Consider the following 14,785-nt stretch of genomic DNA (forward strand, 5'->3'; position numbering starts at 1 on the left):
CCTTCAAGTCGATGTTCTTGGTGTCGGTGATGAGCATGCAGCCGGGGGCGTGGGTGATGGCGAAGGGCGGCTTGCTGTTCATAACGATGGACTGGGGCGTCACGCCACATGCCCAAAACACGGGCACTTCGCCTTCGTGGATGTCCACGGGGTCGCCGAACTCGGGGCGTGCGATGTCGCGCACACCGATGGCGGCAGGGTCGCCGATGTGGATGGGTGCGCCATGAACCTGGGGGATGGCGCCTGAGATCTGCACCGCCTTCACCACCTGGTCGTGGGGGATGGGGCGCATCGACATGACCATTTTGCCGGACATGGTGCCGGCGGGTTTGCAGTCCACGCCGGTCAGGTACATGGGTACGTTGCAGCCCATGGTGTTGTGGCGGATCTCGATGCCAGCCTCGACGAGCTCGGACTCGAACGAAAACGAGCAGCCGATCACGAACGACACCAAGTCGTCGCGCCAGTAGTCGGCCACGTTCTCCACCTCGGCCACCAGTTCGCCGTATTCGTAAATGCGATACCGCGGGAAATCGGTGGCGATGTCGCAGTCGGTCGCGCATATGGTCGTTTCGCGCGCCCCCACCTCGGTCACTTCGAGCAGGGGGCAGGGCTTGGGGTTGCGCTGCGCGAACAGCAGGAAGTCGTAGGCCTGCTCGCGCGGCAGCACGATGAGGTTCGCCTGTGCGTATCCGGGGCAAAGCCCGCTCGTCGGCGCCGTGAACGCGCCCGTGCGGATGAGACGGCGCGCTTCTGTGGGCGACGCGTCGAGCATGTTCACCCATACGTCGGCGGCGATGCCTTCAGGCTTGGCCGGAACCGGAGTGTTCAACATATCCGTACCTCTTTCATGCTCGATGTTCCGGCAGCAGCAGCCGGCTCCCCAGGTTGTTACGCCTCGCCCTTCATGAACCGCCCGATGAAGCTCGTGTCGGCCAAGCCGGCGGCGAACGTTTCGTTCTCCATGATGGCGTATTGGAAGTCAAGATTCGTCTTCACGCCCACGACCACCATCTCTTCGAGCGCCGTGCGCATCTTGGCGATGGCCTCGGTGCGGTCGCTCCCGTGGACAATCACCTTGGCAATCATCGAGTCGTAGTAGGGCGTGACCTCGTAGCCGTCGTAGGCGGCCGTGTCCACGCGCACGCCGTTGCCGCCGGGCAGGTGCATCTGCGAGATGGTGCCGGGCGAGGGCAGGAAGCCACGCTCGGGCTGCTCGGCATTTACGCGGCATTCGATGGCGTGGCCGCGATAGGTGACGCTGTCCTGCGAGAAAGTGAGCGTCTCGCCCGCAGCAACGCGGATCATCTCCTGCACCAGGTCGGTGCCGGTGACCATCTCGGTCACAGGATGCTCTACCTGGATGCGCGTGTTCATCTCCATGAAGTAGTACTTCAGCTGGTCGTCTAGCAAAAACTCGATGGTACCGGCCGACGAGTACCCCACGGCCTGCGCCGCGCGCACGGCGGCATCCAGCATTTCGGTGCGCACCTCCTCGGTAAGCACGGGCGAGGGGCTCTCCTCGATCATTTTTTGGTGATTGCGCTGCACCGAGCAGTCGCGCTCGCCCAGTGCCACCACATTTCCGTAGGTGTCGGCGATGATCTGCACTTCCACATGCCGCGGATTCATGACGCAGCGTTCCAGATACATAGTGTTGTCGCCGAATGCGCCCACGCTCTCGCGCTGTGCGATGCTGAACTGCTCGGCGAAGTCGTGCTCGTCGAGGCTTACGCGCATACCCTTGCCTCCACCGCCGGACGATGCCTTGATCATGATGGGCCACCCGATGTCGCGTGCTTTCTCCAATGCCTGATCAGGGGAGTGCACCGGCTCTTTCGTGCCGGGAACGACGGGAACGCCGGCCTCCATCATGGTCTTGCGCGCTTGGCTCTTGTTGCCCATGCGGTCGATGACCTCGGGAGTCGGGCCGATGAAAACGAGGTCGTTCTCGCGGCAGAGCTTGCCGAACGTGGAGTTCTCGGATAGGAACCCATAGCCGGGGTGGATGGCTTGAGCTCCCGTGCCTTTGGCGGCTGCGATGATGGCCGCGATGTTCAGATAGCTATCGCGTGCTGCCGGTGGGCCGATGCACACGCTCTCGTCGGCCAGGTATACGTGCAATGCGTGCTTGTCGGCCGTGGAGTGCACCGCTACGGTTTTGATGCCCATGGCGCGGCACGCGCGGATGATGCGGACGGCTATCTCGCCGCGGTTCGCTATGAGGATTTTCTCGAACATGGCTTCGTTGCCTTAGCGTGCGTCGGCGGTGGCGATGCGGAACAGCGGTTGGTCGTACTCGACCTGGGTGCCGTTTGCTGCAAGCACTTCCATCACAATGCCGGGTGCGGGAGAGGTTATCTCGTTCATCATCTTCATCGCTTCGACGATGGCCAGTGTCTGGCTCGAAAGCACTTCTTGGCCTACCTTCACGAACGGCTCTTCATCGGGGCTGGGCGAGAGGTAGAACATGCCCACCATGGGGCTGCGCACCAGGAGGGAGTCCTCTTCGGCATCCTCGATGGCAGCGGCCTCGTGGCTTTGGGTCTTGCCTGCCAAAAGCGCGCTTACGCGATCGGCCATGAGGGGCAGCGCCGTCGAAGAAAACGGGCCGTGGTTGCGCTCCAGTTCGATCTTCAGGTCCCCGTCGTCTACGCGCAGGGCCGTAAGCTCCGCTTTGTCCATGATGGCGATGAGTTCTTCGATTGCTTTCGTATCCATAGGCTGGTCTCCTTGCTGATTTGCTATGCGATGGGGTCGTTGTCGGCAGTGCTCTATTCTTTAAAGTTTTTCATCCGATGCTGCGACAGCGGGAGCGGACGCAGCTTGCTGTGCGGTTGTGCCTTGTTCGGTGGAGGCAGCTGTTCGAGCGACTGACGCTACCCGTTTCATGCTGCCCGCCGTTTCGTCGTAATGCAGCAGGTTTCGGTTGCCTACACGCTCGGCGCGGTCTGCCTGATTGATCCAGAGCGTGTTCGCCTGCGACTTGCGCGCCTGCTCTTCGAGGATGGGTGCGAGGCGGCGTGCGGTGCGGCGTGGCGAGATGCCGTCGGCGCTGGGGCGGCGCACCCTGAGGGCCAGCGCCTCGAACTGGCGTGCCTCGGCGCGCAGCAGGGCTTGGGCCTCCTGCACGGTGACAGCCTCGAAGCGGATACGGCTGCCAGGGGGGCGTTGCACCAGCTTCGGGATATCCACGGTGGCAATGGTGCCGATCTTGGCATAGCCGCCAGTGGTTTGGCGGTCGGCCAGCATGATGATGGGCCGTCCATGCGAGGGCACCTGCACGGCACCGAATGCGATGCCGTCGGAGATGATGTCAGAACCGCAGGCGGTAGCGATCTCGGGTCCGTCCAAGCGGTATCCCATACGGTCGCATTTTGTGGTGGTCAGGTACGTCTGGCTGTAGAAAGCCTCGATGCCCTCCTCGGTGAAGAGGTTCTCTTGGGGCCCGGGTACGACGCGCACGGTGATCTCTTCCTCCCCGAAGCAGTAGTACGGGTCGGGGTCGATGCGGTGCGATCCGAGGTTGGGCAGGAAATCGACGTTCTTGGTCACGAATGGCAGATAGTCGCCCACTATAAGCGTCCGCCCCTTCCACCCGCCGATCTCGCATTTCAGGTTCGTGCTGCGACTCCCCATAACCTCGGGTATCCGCATGCTGCCTCCGGCTATGGCCAGGTAGCCATAGCAACCGGTCTTTGCCGCGCCCAGACGCAAGATAGAGCCGCGATCTACCATGAGGGCGGTATAGCGGGGCACCGTTTTGCGGTCGATGGTGGCCGAGAAGTCACCGCCGGTCAGGGCGATGATGGTCTTGGTGGTGAAGCGCAGCGTTGGCCCGGCCAGCGCGAATTCCAGCACACAGTCGTGCGGGTCGTTTTCCACGAGCAGGTTCGCCATCACGTAGGCGCGGTGATCCATAACGCCGTTGGGCGAGAAACCGCTGCCTTGGTAGCCGTAGCGGCCGTTGTCCTGGACCGACGTGTACACGCCGGGTTTTCTAACCACGAGGCCCATGCTAGTTGTCCTCCACGAAGATGCGGTATTCGTAGGTGTTCGCAGCCAGCTGCGTCTCGATGGCAGCGTACTCGTCGGGCGATATGGGTACGAAGCGCAGGTACTCGCCTGCCGCGTACAAGATGGGCTCGGTGCGATCGGGGTCGTAGGGACGCAGGGGCGTGCGGCCGATGATCTGCCAGCCTCCCGGCGAAGCCAAGGGATAGATGCCTGTCTGCGCGCCGCCGATACCCACGCTGCCGGGTTCGATAAGCGTACGGGGCGTGGCCAGGCGCGGCGTGTGCAACCGCGGGTCCAGTCCGCCCAGGTAGGCGAAGCCAGGCAGGAAGCCCAGCATGTCTATAAGATAGTCGTGCGCCGTGTGTATCTGCACCACCTCGCGTGTGGAAAGCCCCGCATGCGCCGCCACGCTGTCGAGGTCGGGACCGAATTCTTTGCCGTAGCACACGGGAATCTGTACGATCTTGCGTACGCTGAGATCGACCTCGCCCACGTCGCGTAACTTGCCGCGCAAGCGGGCCGACAACTCGTCGAATGTTACGGTTAGGGGGTTGTAATACACCATAAGCGAGCAGAACGTCGGCACAAGCTCCGTGATGCCCTCGATGGGATCGACCGTAAGGCTCTCGGCCGACATGCGTATTTTTGCGCTCGTCTCAGCGGAGATCGTGTGCGCGAACTCCAGGTTGAGTGCCGAATCTCCGGCGATGCTGATGGTAAATCCCGCCATGCTGTTCCGTTTCTCGTATGCAATGCTGCCGCGAGGGGCTGCGCAGGCCGTCGGGCGATGTCGTGGTTGGCGCATGCGAGTGGCGCCGTTTATCAGTGATACACTGATAAAACCGTTCAGGATAAGGATTGTAACATATATGGAAAAAGTACTCTTCCTCGGGGCGTTCTTCTTCGCCTATACCGTGCAGGCCATCACGGGGTTTGCCGGCAATATCTTCGCTATGCCGGTAGGCACGACGCTGCTCGGCTTGAATTCCACCGTCTCCATTTTGAATGCGATGGGATTTTTCGCCTGCGGCCTCTTGGCCCTTATGAACATCAAGCACGTGAATTGGCGCGAGCTAGGGAAGATCCTTGCCGTGATGGTCGTGTTCATGATGGTGGGCATCTGGCTTGACACCATTATGCCGCTGCATATTCTGCTGAAGATATATGGCGCCGTCATCGTGGTCATCGGTGCGAAGAACCTACTGTTCAAGCGGCAGAAGTTCCTGCCAGAATGGGCGCTGTGGGTTATTTTGGCCCTGGCGGGCATTATCCAGGGCATGTTCGTGTCGGGCGGTGCGCTGCTGGTCATCTATGCGGTGCAGAAACTGCGCGACCAGCAGGAGTTCCGCATTACGCTCTCCATGACGTGGACCGTGCTCAACTTCATCTACGCTTGCATCGCGTTTCAGCAAGGGCATTTCACGGGCGATGTGCTGCAGATCATCCTCATGTGCATACCGCTTGCGGTCATCGCCACGGTACTGGGTAGCAAGCTGCAGAAAAAGATCAGCCGCGAGCGCTTTTTGAAGCTGGTCTACGTGATGCTGCTGCTCATCGGTATCGTACTGGTAGTGACGAGCTAGGGTGAGGCCCTTGCGCGTTTCGCGCGGGTTGTCGAGTCCGGACGTTGCTGACAGATGCCTGCCAGCAGGCGATCGTTACCTGTCCTTTCCCCGGCGGGTGAGCGTGGTTATCCCTTCAGAGTATTATTCGCGAATAATATTAATATGCGCAGCGATTTGGGGAAATAGCATTCCTTGAACATTTTATGGATAATCAGCTTAATGCGGAAAACATGCCTATAGTGGACAATCGTCATACACGAAAGACCGAAAATACTGAAAGAAGGAACCCTCCTATGACGAAGGCAATCGAAACGCTGGCGCAGATGAAGAAGGCCGACAAGCTGGTGCGTCTCGCATTTCGCAAGAACGGCCCCAAGAGCTTCAAGCGCGGGCAGGGTGCGCTGCTGAACGCCCTGATGAAGAATGACGGCGCAACCCAGCGCGAGCTCGTGAAGGTTCTGGGTATGGACCGCGGCGACCTGAAGGGCATCGTGAAGAAGGCTGAGCGCAACGGCTACGTGACGTTCGAAGCTGCCGAGGGCGATCGCACCTATGCCGTGAGTCTGACCGAGTCCGGTCGCGAGCTGGCCCAGAAGCGCATCGCCGCCAACGACAAGGCCGCCGAAGAGATTCTCGGCTGCCTGAGCGCCGAAGAGGTCGCTCAGCTGGAAGCCATCACCGAGAAGCTTATCGTTTCCTGCAAGGACAAGGGCATCTGCGGCAAGAAGAAGGGCCGCAAGGTCCATCACTGCAGCTGCTGCTAAACGCACGGCAAGTACCTACCTGCGAAAAAGCCGATCGGGCAGCTATCCGATCGGCTTTTTGCATCGAAACCGGCAGAGAGCCTCCCGCCACCATGTCGATTTCGATGTGGAGTATGAGCGCTTGATGCGGAGCGCATCTTAGAAGTTGCGCACAAGGCAGAGCCGCCGGCTTGTGCTCGAGAGCCTAGTATGAGGTTGGCGCAGGGGCATCTTGCTTGGTGGCGAGATCGATGGCCTCCTGCTTAGAGTGCACGCCGAGTTTCCCGTAGATGCATTTGACGTGCGTTTTCACCGTGTTGCTGGAAATGTCGAGGGTCTGTGCGATTTCGGCGATGGCCAGGCCCCGTGCAAGGCTGTCGAACACCTCGCGCTCTCGATCGGTCAGTTCGTAGCGATGAGCTATGTCGTCTGTTGCCGCCGTCCGGTCAGGAGATCCCCCACAGAGCAAACCTATTGCCTCGCTGAGGCCGCTGCGTGAATGCACGTCGAAGCGCCGGTATATCTTCTGCGTATGGTACTTGATGGCGCTTTGCGACAGGTAGAGTTCCTGCGCGATGCGTGATGTCGTTCTTCCGGCAAGAAGCTGGCCGAGCACCACTGACTCCTGTTCGGTCAGGCGGTAGGCAAGCACCACTTCGTCTATCGTACGGACGGTGGTTTCCGTGCTGGGCCTGGTGCTCTGGGAAGGACTGGCTGTCTCGGCCTTTTCGGTATCGGCTACCCTTGATTCTCGCTCATTGTTTTGAGAGGATTGCTCGGGGCGGCGGGCAAGCCAGGCTGCAGCAAGCGCGATCAGGTAGAGGCTTCCCAAGCCGACCAAGGCGAACCCAGCACCTCCTTGGGAAAGGCGGGGCGCAAGCGAGAGGCCCAAGCCGGTTCCGGCAAGCAAGCAGATCAAGGTTACGCAGTCGCTTCCTGCCAAAAGCGGCAGCGGAGGGACTTCGGCTGCTTTGGCCATCTCGGCGATGGTGCAGTACAGCACGATACCGGTGAGCATGTAGCCGGTGGTCGCCAGCGTGCCGGCTATCGGGGCGGGGATTGCTTCGACCAGGCCGGGTAGTACGAGAAAGCCTAGGGCCGAAAGCGGCAGCGCGACGCGGTAGCCTGCCTCGAGTTTGAGGGGCTGATGGAACGCGAGTGCGGGCACGATCATGACCACGAGCACGATGCACGACGTGGCCAGTACGAAAAACTGCAGGTCGACCGGCCCGATGCTGATGGGGCCTTGTCGCGAGGCGGCTGACACGAACCCGCTGACGAAGGCGAATACTCCGACCGCCAAGATGCCTTTCCATAGATGCGGTGCGATGTCCCCGAGCTGGCTGCGCACGGCGGAAGGCTGGGCCTTGCGACGAGGTACGTACAGGGTGCAGGCATTCGCCATTGCTACGGCGATAACCAGAAGAGGGAACAGCCCCTCTGCCGGCAGAAGGAGCACCAGTGCGCAGAGCGCGGTGGCAATGCCGTGCCCCGCGATGAGGAACAGGTAGCTGCCCCGGTACGAGAACGAGGTAAGTGTCGAGAGCCACACCAGACTCATGATGCCCTGCGAAGCACCGAACACGACGGCACCGGTCGCGAGCAATGCTAGTATTGCCGTCTCTGGAAGGCTTGCCGCGTAGCCGCATACCGAGGAGCTCATAATGAGTGCCAGTCCAACGAAGGAGGCCACCGTTGCGAGGGCGGCTGTCGGCTTAGGGGGCAGGGCTGCGGTTTTTGAGCGTACGAATACCATCGAGACTACCGCGTAGGCAACGACGCGCGCGGCGATGGTTGCAATGAAGTACACGTCCTGAAAGCTTGCCCCGAACCAACCAAGCCCGGAATAAGCCGTCGTGGCGTGGAAACTCAAGATATCGGTCAGTAAAAATAAAGCGAACCCTGTTGCGAGGGCCGCTGCCCGCGTTTTCATGCGCTCGCCCCTTCGCGTCGCTCCTGCCGTGCTTCCCCTGTTTCTCCTTGCTCCCATGATACTGGCTCGTAGCGGCTCCTTGTTGGCAAAATTAGCTGACCAGGTCGGTTCGTTTGCTCTCTTTGTCCGTTTTGGGTGAGGCGGGTGGTCGTTCGGACGGGTTTTTGGCTGCGAGGGTGATGTACGCGCACACCTGAAAACGGCATCTTGGGATAAGGGCAAGGTCGGTTTGGCATCGGTTGGGAAAGATGCTGGGCGTGGAGCGGTTTGCATAAAGCCCGGCACCATGGCGAGCCAAGTGCAAGGAACTTTTGCCCTACCTTGCAAGACAAATATCTGAAGAAGGGGACAACATGAAGAAGGATTTTGCAGACAAGGGCCTTTCGCGGCGGGCGTTTCTGGGGCTTGGGGCTACGGCGGCCGTTGCCGCCGGTGCAGCGGGTTTGGCCGGCTGTGCTCCTGCGGCCAAAGAAGAGGCCAAGGTCGGCGGCGGTGCTGCCGAGGGTGCGGCAGGTGGCTCCACTGCCGGGAGCCCGACGGAGTTCGTTCCGTCGTTCCTGAACGCTCCTGCGGCGGTCGACGAATCGAAGGTGAAGGAGACGATCGATGTCGACGTGTGCGTGGTAGGCTTGGGTTTGGCGGGCATCTGCGCGCTGCGCGAAGCGGCCGAGGCCGGTGCTACGACCATCGGCTTGGAGAAGAGCCCGGACTTGGGTTACCGATCGGGCGAGTTCGGCACATTCGGCAGTCAGATCCACCAGCAGTTGGGCATCGAGCAGCCCGAACCGCAGGAAGTAGTGAACGAGCTTATGCGTGTCATGGGCAACCGCCCCAATGCGCGCCTGCTGAACTACTGGATTGCCAATTCCGGCAAGGACTTGGACTGGTACATCGGCTCGGCTGAGCACGAGCTGCTCAAGAGCGACCACGACACGCCAACCGACCCCGAGAAGCCTTACGTGTTCCCCGAGCGCAGCCCGGTGAACGAGAACTACGACTGGCGCAAAGAGAACTATCCGTGCTTCCCCGGCATGGTGCACTTGCTGCCCGACCACGGATGGGCCATGCGTGGCACGCTCGAGGCGGCCCAGGCGGCTGGTGCCGAGGCGCGCTTCAACGTGAAAGGCGAGCAGCTCATCAAGCAAGGCGACAAGGTGGTGGGCATCTACGCCACCGCTGAGAACGGCGATGTTGTGCGGGTGAATACCAAGAAGGGCGTCATCCTGTCCTGCGGCGATATGTCCAGCGACACCGAGATGCTGACGTACTATGCGCCGCAGGCAACGAAGTACGCCTGCTTCTTCAGCACCATGGACAAGGACGGCAAGCCGGTGAACACGGGCGATGGCCACAAGATGGCGTTGTGGGCGGGTGCGGTCATGGAGGACGGCCCCTATGCGCCGATGACGCACAGCCTGGGCACGAACTCTATCGGCATCGACCCGTATCTTATGGTGAATCAGGACGGCGAGCGGTTCGCCAATGAGGACGTAGGAGCCCAAGAGCTGCAAAACGCCATCAAACGCCAGAAAAGCGGCGTCTCCTACCAGGTGTTCGATAGCAAATGGAAAGAGCAGCTGTCTGTTATGCCCCAGTGCTTCGGCGGTGTGACGCACTACGTGCCGCCCGAGCAGGAGGCGGAATACGCGCACGCCATCAATCACTTCGCTGCTGGCTATGCGTCGGATACCTACTTCCAAGGCGAGATCAAGGCAGGCTCTATTCTGCAAGCGGACAGCATCGAAAAGCTGGCTGAGGCCATCAAGGTGCCGGCCGCTACGCTCAAGGGCACGGTGGTGCGCTACAACGAGCTTGCGCACGCCGGCAGCGATGCGGACTTCTCCAAGACGCCCGCGCGCCTGTTCCCGGTGGAGACGCCGCCGTTCTATGCTGCGCCGTTCGGCGACTCTGGTATGCTCGTGCTTATCGGCGGCATCGACTGCGACGTTGAATGCCGGGCGCTCAACGAAAGCAAAGAGCCGGTGGAAGGCTTGTTTGTGGCCGGAAACACGATGGGCGGCCGCTTTCTGGTGGACTACCCGGTGACCGTTGCCGGCGCCAGCCACTCGATGGCGATGTCGTTCGGCCGTCTGGCCGGGCGGTGCGCGGCAGCGGGCAAGTAGCCGCCTCGACGCATCGCGTTGACTCGGTAGACGCGTATTTTCTACCCTCCGGGGAAAAGGATGCTTTCGGGCATCCTTTTCTGCCCTCCGTCTTTCGCCTTGCTTTCAGCACTACCGGCTTGATGGGCAAGAGGGAAAGAACGGGTACAATAAGCGAGGGCAGGTGATACGTATCGGCGCGGGGGTTTGGGCGCTGCTCGAGGAAAGGATCGCTATGGCTCAGTACGTGCGTATCTTTGCTGCGCTCGATGGAGCGTCCACGCAGGAAGCGGTTGCTGAACGCGCTATCGCCTTGGCCGCCGACAATGGAGCATCCCTCCTGTTCGGTCATGTGGTTGATTCCGCACCGGTCGAGCCCGACGGCCTTGACTACGAGGCCCTGTGCTCGGAAGGCGTTGCGCGTATCGAAGCAGCCCTTGTGGACTTGCTGCGCTGTGCTCGGAAGAACGATGCTATTCCGTCGGTCGAGGTGCGCGTAGCCGCCGGTCGTGCCGCCGAGACGCTCTCCGGGCAGCTTATCGACCCCTTTTCGCCCGATCTGGTGGTATGTGGCGAACGTGGCCTTTCGAATATCAAATACGCCTTCGTGGGCAGCGTGTCAACGTACCTGATCCGCCGTCTGCGCTGCGATGTACTGGTGGTTAAGCAGGGGTGACTTTGCCGCAGGGCGAGCGATCTTCAAAGGTTGGCGGATTTCGAGTTTCGGGGGCGAGCCGCGGGCGAGACTCGAAGCGGGGTGACAAGGGGACAAGTATGCAAGGATTCAGCATTGGCCGCATGGCCGAGCTCAACTGCGTGAGCGAGAAGACGCTGCGACTGTACCATCAGAAGGGGCTGTTGGATCCGATTCGCGTGGACGAAACTACGGGGTATCGTTACTATTCCTACGAGCAATGCTCGACCATCGACATGATCCAGCAACTCCAAAGCCTCGGCATTGCGCTTGACGAGATAAAGCGCCTGCTGGACGACCATGATCCGGCCGGGCTTGCCTGCTTGCTGGAGTCTCAGCTAGCCGCCATCGGCGGCGAGCTGCTGCGGTTGTCCATTGCACGCCAAAACGCGTTGCAGCTGCTTGGAAGCTACCATGCATTTCGCGAGAAGCCCCTTTGCGACCAGGTAATTCTCGAGCAGATGGGCGAGCGCCATACGATCAGGTTCGCTATTTTTAATCCGCGATCGCTCGAGCTTATCGACAACGCTGAGCTGTTCTTGCGCGAGTGGGAGATCAACCTGCGCCTGACCAAGAAGCATATGCTCGAGGCCGGCATCCCCCTGGCTCTGTTCCATCGGGTCGGCTGCCGTATTGCCCAGGAGGATCTCATGCGATGCGACTACCGCCTCGCCTCGTCGTTTGTGTTTCTCGACGAGACGGCGCTCAGACTGGCCGACGAGGTGGAAACTCTTCCGGCTGGCCTGTACCTCACCCTGTACAAAGACCACTATGCCGAACCTGACGGGCGAAGCGCGGAAGTGCGGGGGCTGGACGAATTGCTCGATTTCGCCGCGCAACACGGTTTTGCGATAGCGGGGGACTACTACGGCGAGATTGTGGCCGAGACTCCGGCCTTTCTCTACGAGGGCCGCGAGATGCTGTTCAAGCTACAAGTGCCGGTAACGGCAGCACGCTAGGCGGGACGATTCCGCCTAGCGTGCTCGATGCTTTGCCGTTGCTGCCTAGCTGCCTTCCCTTACGTCTATGGCGACCCGCGCTGGCTCGGGTGTGGTTTTTCCATCTTTACAGACGGCGCGCACGAGGAGGTCGTAGTGGCCGGCGTGCGGTGGCGTGAACGAGAAAGACCAGTTCACATTGCGATCGGCTTCGGCCTGGGGCGTTGGGTACGATGCCCAAGTGTCACCGTCGTCGCACGAGAACTGCACGGCCTTGATGGGCGTGTCGAAATCTTGCGCATAGCCTTCGACGGTAAGCGCTCGTCCTGCCGTGCCGACCAAGGTTCCGATCATCGCTCGGCGCTCCCCGCGGTTACGCCGATGTTGGGCTGGTTGGCATCGGCCGGCGCGCCGGGGACGGGCGGCGGCGTGGCCTCGCAGGTTATCTCTACGGCTACCACGTCGCGCACGAACGTGCGTGCCGAGGTGGATCCCAGCCATAACTGGTTGCTGCAGCCGATGGCGCTGTCTGCACCTTCGCCGTTGACGGCGGATACGATGATGCTGTAGCGCTGGGTCACATAGGACAGCGGCAGGGCAACGCGGTAGCCGTCACGTGCGGTGAACGTGATGGTGTTCGCGTCGGCTGCGGGGTTCGCTTCGTTGATGAGTGCTGCTAGCCTGAACCCCTCTACCGCGGCGTTGGCGCTGGCAAGCCCGTCGGCCGGATTGCCAGCGCAGGTGCAGCCCATCACCTTTTTGGCAGGCGCTTTGTCGGTAAATTCGGAAACCGATGCGGTGAACGCATGCGAGACATCTCCCGACACCTCGATATGCGTGATCGGTCCGCTTTCGACCTCGACCGCTTGCGGCGAGGCTGCTGCGCCTTCGGGGCCTTGCGCGGCGCAGAGGTGCGTCGAGCTTCGGTACAGCTGTTTTTCCAAAGTAGCGTTGTCCGTTCGCACCTCCTGGTTCCAGGCGAAGGTTCCCTGGATGTTTCGGATGGCGGCGTGCTGCGACGCTTGTGCAGTCGCAGCTGCGGCAGCGGTCTCCTGGCCGGTCGCTGCTTTGTCTGTGGCGGCGTCGGGTGCCGTGGGTGGGACCGCCGCGGCAAGCGATACCGACGACAGGGCCAGGGTTCCTCCGGCTATCAGGCTGACGATGCCTTTTTGGCGAGTGTTCACGATAGCCTCCTTACTTCGACTTTGCGTTGAACATTGCTTCGAGGGGCTCTTCGGTAACGCGCCCGCCCTCGGTGACCGACCGGATGGACAGTACGTAGGCGGAATCAGCCTCGGGTGTGTAGGAGAAGTGCCAGATGACCCACCGATCCTTTGTCACGCCCGGAGTATCGAAGCGCGTCCAGGTGGTGCCGCCGTCGAGCGAGAACTCGAGTGCGGCGATGTTCTCGTCCCAGGCCGTGGCATAGCCGCTGAACTCGAAGGGCTTGCCGGTTTCGACGATGCGCCCTTCCTCGAAGTCGAACAGGCCGACGTTAGGCTTGTTCTGGTAGCCGTTTGCGTCGGTAAAGGGCCAGGCTTCAGGCGTGTAGTACGCGGTGCTCTCGGATTCCTTGGGCCAGCCATTCCATTCGTGTATCTCGGCGGCTTCTTCCTTCGTGTTCACGATAATATCCGACACTTCCTTCACGCTGGCAGGCGCGCCGGAGCCGGGCACGATGAGCTGCACGGGATAGCCGTGGCGCCAGGTGAGCTTCTCGCCGCCGTTCTCGTAGGCCAGGTAGGCTTCCGTGAAGTTGGACAGCTGCACCGATTCGGTGAATCCGTCGGGGGCGATGCTGGTGAACGCACCGGCGTCGGGGCTGATACCGGCCTCCGCGAACAGCTTGCTCAGCGGCACCGCCTTGTACAGGCAGTTGCCTAGGAGCGGGCCGCCGGTGGGGTTGAGCGTGCAGTGCAAGGTGAAGGGCACGTCCACGCTGCCGAACTTCTCGATGAGCTCGGGCAGGGTGTAGGTGATCTCGCGGTTGACGGCACCGGAAACCGTGATGGTCCAGGTGTCGAACATGTTCTGGTCAAGCGGCACGTCGTTGGCGGTGTTTTCCGTGCGCAGGTAGTCCAGATCGAAGTAATCCCAGCCGAAGTCGAACAGGTCGGAGGCGGGCACGATCTTGTCTTGGTCGAACGAGAAGTTGCCTGTAACGTTCTCCACGGCGGTGATGCCGCGCAGCTGGCTGTGCTTGGCCTCGTCCCACAGCTGCATGCCCTCGCCGCTGCCGGTTCCCACGTGGCAGTTCCAGCATTCGGCTTTGTCCTGCGTGTCATGGATGCCGTGGACGAGCGAGCCGAACGAGCGCTGGTTCGTCAGGTAGCCGTAGCCGAACGTGTGGCAGTCCTTACACATTTGCACGGTGGTCTGGATGCCGTAGGGGTTGCGCAGGTCGACATGGGGATACTCCATCGACGCCAGCGTATCGGCCAGATCGTCGTGGCAGGCGTTGCAGCCTTTCGCGTCTGCCTTCAAGTAGTAGGTATTGTAGGGCACGTTGTTTTCGGGTCGATGGTAGCTGTACGACGTGTCGAGCGTCGTGAGCACCTCGCCCTCGCTGGGTGTGCGCTGAACTTGCACGCCGTCGTCGCGCTGCTTGACGATGGGGTTGTACAGGTCCGACTCGATGACGGTGACGCCTTTTTCGGCTGCCGTGTCGGTGTTGGTGGCATTGGTGGTCGGTGGTTGCGGCGCGCAGCTCACGCAGAATGCGAGCAGAGCGGCGCAGGCCGTCGTACCCACGACGATGCCGGCTTTTTTACGAGCCATGTTATTCTCCCTCCT

The 14,785-nt window shown here is 61.2% G+C and carries 14 protein-coding genes; 5 read left to right on the forward strand and 9 right to left on the reverse strand.

The annotated features are described in order from the left end of the window. The 5 genes from RR842_RS07230 to pxpB all read right to left on the reverse strand — a co-directional run. Positions 1–835, reverse strand: an 835-nt coding sequence (locus RR842_RS07230) for a putative hydro-lyase (RefSeq protein WP_332729343.1), incomplete at its 3' end; no start/stop codon positions are given. Positions 836–891: 56 nt separating this feature from the next. Continuing rightward, positions 892–2,241 (reverse strand): acetyl-CoA carboxylase biotin carboxylase subunit, encoded by a 1,350-nt coding sequence (accC, locus tag RR842_RS07235; RefSeq protein ID WP_332514487.1) that lies wholly within the window; start codon positions 2,239–2,241, stop codon positions 892–894. 12 nt (positions 2,242–2,253) lie between these two features. After that, positions 2,254–2,721 carry an acetyl-CoA carboxylase biotin carboxyl carrier protein gene (gene accB, locus RR842_RS07240; protein WP_332514489.1) on the reverse strand — a complete coding sequence of 156 codons (468 nt, stop codon included), beginning with the start codon at positions 2,719–2,721 and terminating at the stop codon, positions 2,254–2,256. Positions 2,722–2,781: 60 nt separating this feature from the next. Next, positions 2,782–4,017 (reverse strand): biotin-dependent carboxyltransferase family protein, encoded by a 1,236-nt coding sequence (locus tag RR842_RS07245; protein WP_332729344.1) that lies wholly within the window; start codon positions 4,015–4,017, stop codon positions 2,782–2,784. 1 nt (position 4,018) lies between these two features. Then, on the reverse strand, positions 4,019–4,747 hold the full coding sequence (gene pxpB, locus RR842_RS07250; protein ID WP_332553500.1) for a 5-oxoprolinase subunit PxpB: 729 nt from the start codon (positions 4,745–4,747) through the stop codon (positions 4,019–4,021). Positions 4,748–4,886: 139 nt separating this feature from the next. On the opposite strand from pxpB, the gene RR842_RS07255 reads away from it, so the two are divergent. Continuing rightward, entirely contained in the window at positions 4,887–5,600 is a 714-nt protein-coding gene (locus RR842_RS07255; protein WP_332514493.1) for a sulfite exporter TauE/SafE family protein, read from the forward strand. A 275-nt stretch (positions 5,601–5,875) separates the two neighbouring features. Next, positions 5,876–6,346, forward strand: coding sequence for a MarR family transcriptional regulator (locus RR842_RS07260; RefSeq protein ID WP_332514495.1), 471 nt, complete (start codon positions 5,876–5,878; stop codon positions 6,344–6,346). Positions 6,347–6,530: 184 nt separating this feature from the next. On the opposite strand, the gene RR842_RS07265 is transcribed toward RR842_RS07260, so the two are convergent. Next, entirely contained in the window at positions 6,531–8,258 is a 1,728-nt protein-coding gene (locus RR842_RS07265) for a LuxR C-terminal-related transcriptional regulator (RefSeq protein ID WP_332729345.1), read from the reverse strand. A 353-nt stretch (positions 8,259–8,611) separates the two neighbouring features. Between RR842_RS07265 and RR842_RS07270 the strand changes: the two genes are divergently transcribed. From RR842_RS07270 to RR842_RS07280, 3 genes are all read left to right on the forward strand, one after another. Then, positions 8,612–10,381, forward strand: a complete 1,770-nt coding sequence (locus RR842_RS07270) for an FAD-dependent oxidoreductase (protein ID WP_332725416.1) — start codon at positions 8,612–8,614, stop codon at positions 10,379–10,381. 214 nt (positions 10,382–10,595) lie between these two features. Then, positions 10,596–11,036, forward strand: a complete 441-nt coding sequence (locus RR842_RS07275) for a universal stress protein (RefSeq protein ID WP_332729346.1) — start codon at positions 10,596–10,598, stop codon at positions 11,034–11,036. A 98-nt stretch (positions 11,037–11,134) separates the two neighbouring features. Beyond that, a complete protein-coding gene (locus RR842_RS07280; RefSeq protein ID WP_332723105.1) occupies positions 11,135–12,013 on the forward strand; it encodes a MerR family transcriptional regulator in 879 nt (292 codons plus the stop codon). Positions 12,014–12,058: 45 nt separating this feature from the next. Here the strand turns inward: RR842_RS07280 and RR842_RS07285 are convergent, their stop codons facing one another. Genes RR842_RS07285 through RR842_RS07295 form a run of 3 tightly spaced genes read right to left on the reverse strand, consistent with a single transcriptional unit; the run spans position 12,059 to position 14,770 of the window. After that, positions 12,059–12,346 carry a sulfite oxidase gene (locus RR842_RS07285; RefSeq protein ID WP_332521515.1) on the reverse strand — a complete coding sequence of 96 codons (288 nt, stop codon included), beginning with the start codon at positions 12,344–12,346 and terminating at the stop codon, positions 12,059–12,061. Continuing rightward, positions 12,343–13,176, reverse strand: a complete 834-nt coding sequence (locus tag RR842_RS07290) for a molybdopterin-dependent oxidoreductase (protein WP_332521516.1) — start codon at positions 13,174–13,176, stop codon at positions 12,343–12,345. The genes RR842_RS07285 and RR842_RS07290 overlap by 4 nt, the downstream gene beginning before the upstream one ends. A 10-nt stretch (positions 13,177–13,186) precedes the next feature. Beyond that, positions 13,187–14,770 (reverse strand): molybdopterin-dependent oxidoreductase, encoded by a 1,584-nt coding sequence (locus RR842_RS07295; RefSeq protein ID WP_332723101.1) that lies wholly within the window; start codon positions 14,768–14,770, stop codon positions 13,187–13,189. Positions 14,771–14,785 lie beyond the last annotated feature (15 nt).

The organism is Gordonibacter sp. (assembly GCF_036667095.1).
GTDB lineage: Bacteria > Actinomycetota > Coriobacteriia > Coriobacteriales > Eggerthellaceae > Gordonibacter.

Bases quoted from the DNA above. Each gene is read 5' to 3' on its own strand.
- accC (WP_332514487.1), bottom strand. From the start codon at position 2,241: ATGTTCGAGAAAATCCTCATAGCGAACCGCGGCGAGATAGCCGTCCGC.
- accB (WP_332514489.1), bottom strand. From the start codon at position 2,721: ATGGATACGAAAGCAATCGAAGAACTCATCGCCATCATGGACAAAGCG.
- RR842_RS07245 (WP_332729344.1), bottom strand. From the start codon at position 4,017: ATGGGCCTCGTGGTTAGAAAACCCGGCGTGTACACGTCGGTCCAGGAC.
- pxpB (WP_332553500.1), bottom strand. From the start codon at position 4,747: ATGGCGGGATTTACCATCAGCATCGCCGGAGATTCGGCACTCAACCTG.
- RR842_RS07255 (WP_332514493.1), top strand. From the start codon at position 4,887: ATGGAAAAAGTACTCTTCCTCGGGGCGTTCTTCTTCGCCTATACCGTG.
- RR842_RS07260 (WP_332514495.1), top strand. From the start codon at position 5,876: ATGACGAAGGCAATCGAAACGCTGGCGCAGATGAAGAAGGCCGACAAG.
- RR842_RS07265 (WP_332729345.1), bottom strand. From the start codon at position 8,258: ATGAAAACGCGGGCAGCGGCCCTCGCAACAGGGTTCGCTTTATTTTTA.
- RR842_RS07270 (WP_332725416.1), top strand. From the start codon at position 8,612: ATGAAGAAGGATTTTGCAGACAAGGGCCTTTCGCGGCGGGCGTTTCTG.
- RR842_RS07275 (WP_332729346.1), top strand. From the start codon at position 10,596: ATGGCTCAGTACGTGCGTATCTTTGCTGCGCTCGATGGAGCGTCCACG.
- RR842_RS07280 (WP_332723105.1), top strand. From the start codon at position 11,135: ATGCAAGGATTCAGCATTGGCCGCATGGCCGAGCTCAACTGCGTGAGC.
- RR842_RS07285 (WP_332521515.1), bottom strand. From the start codon at position 12,346: ATGATCGGAACCTTGGTCGGCACGGCAGGACGAGCGCTTACCGTCGAA.
- RR842_RS07295 (WP_332723101.1), bottom strand. From the start codon at position 14,770: ATGGCTCGTAAAAAAGCCGGCATCGTCGTGGGTACGACGGCCTGCGCC.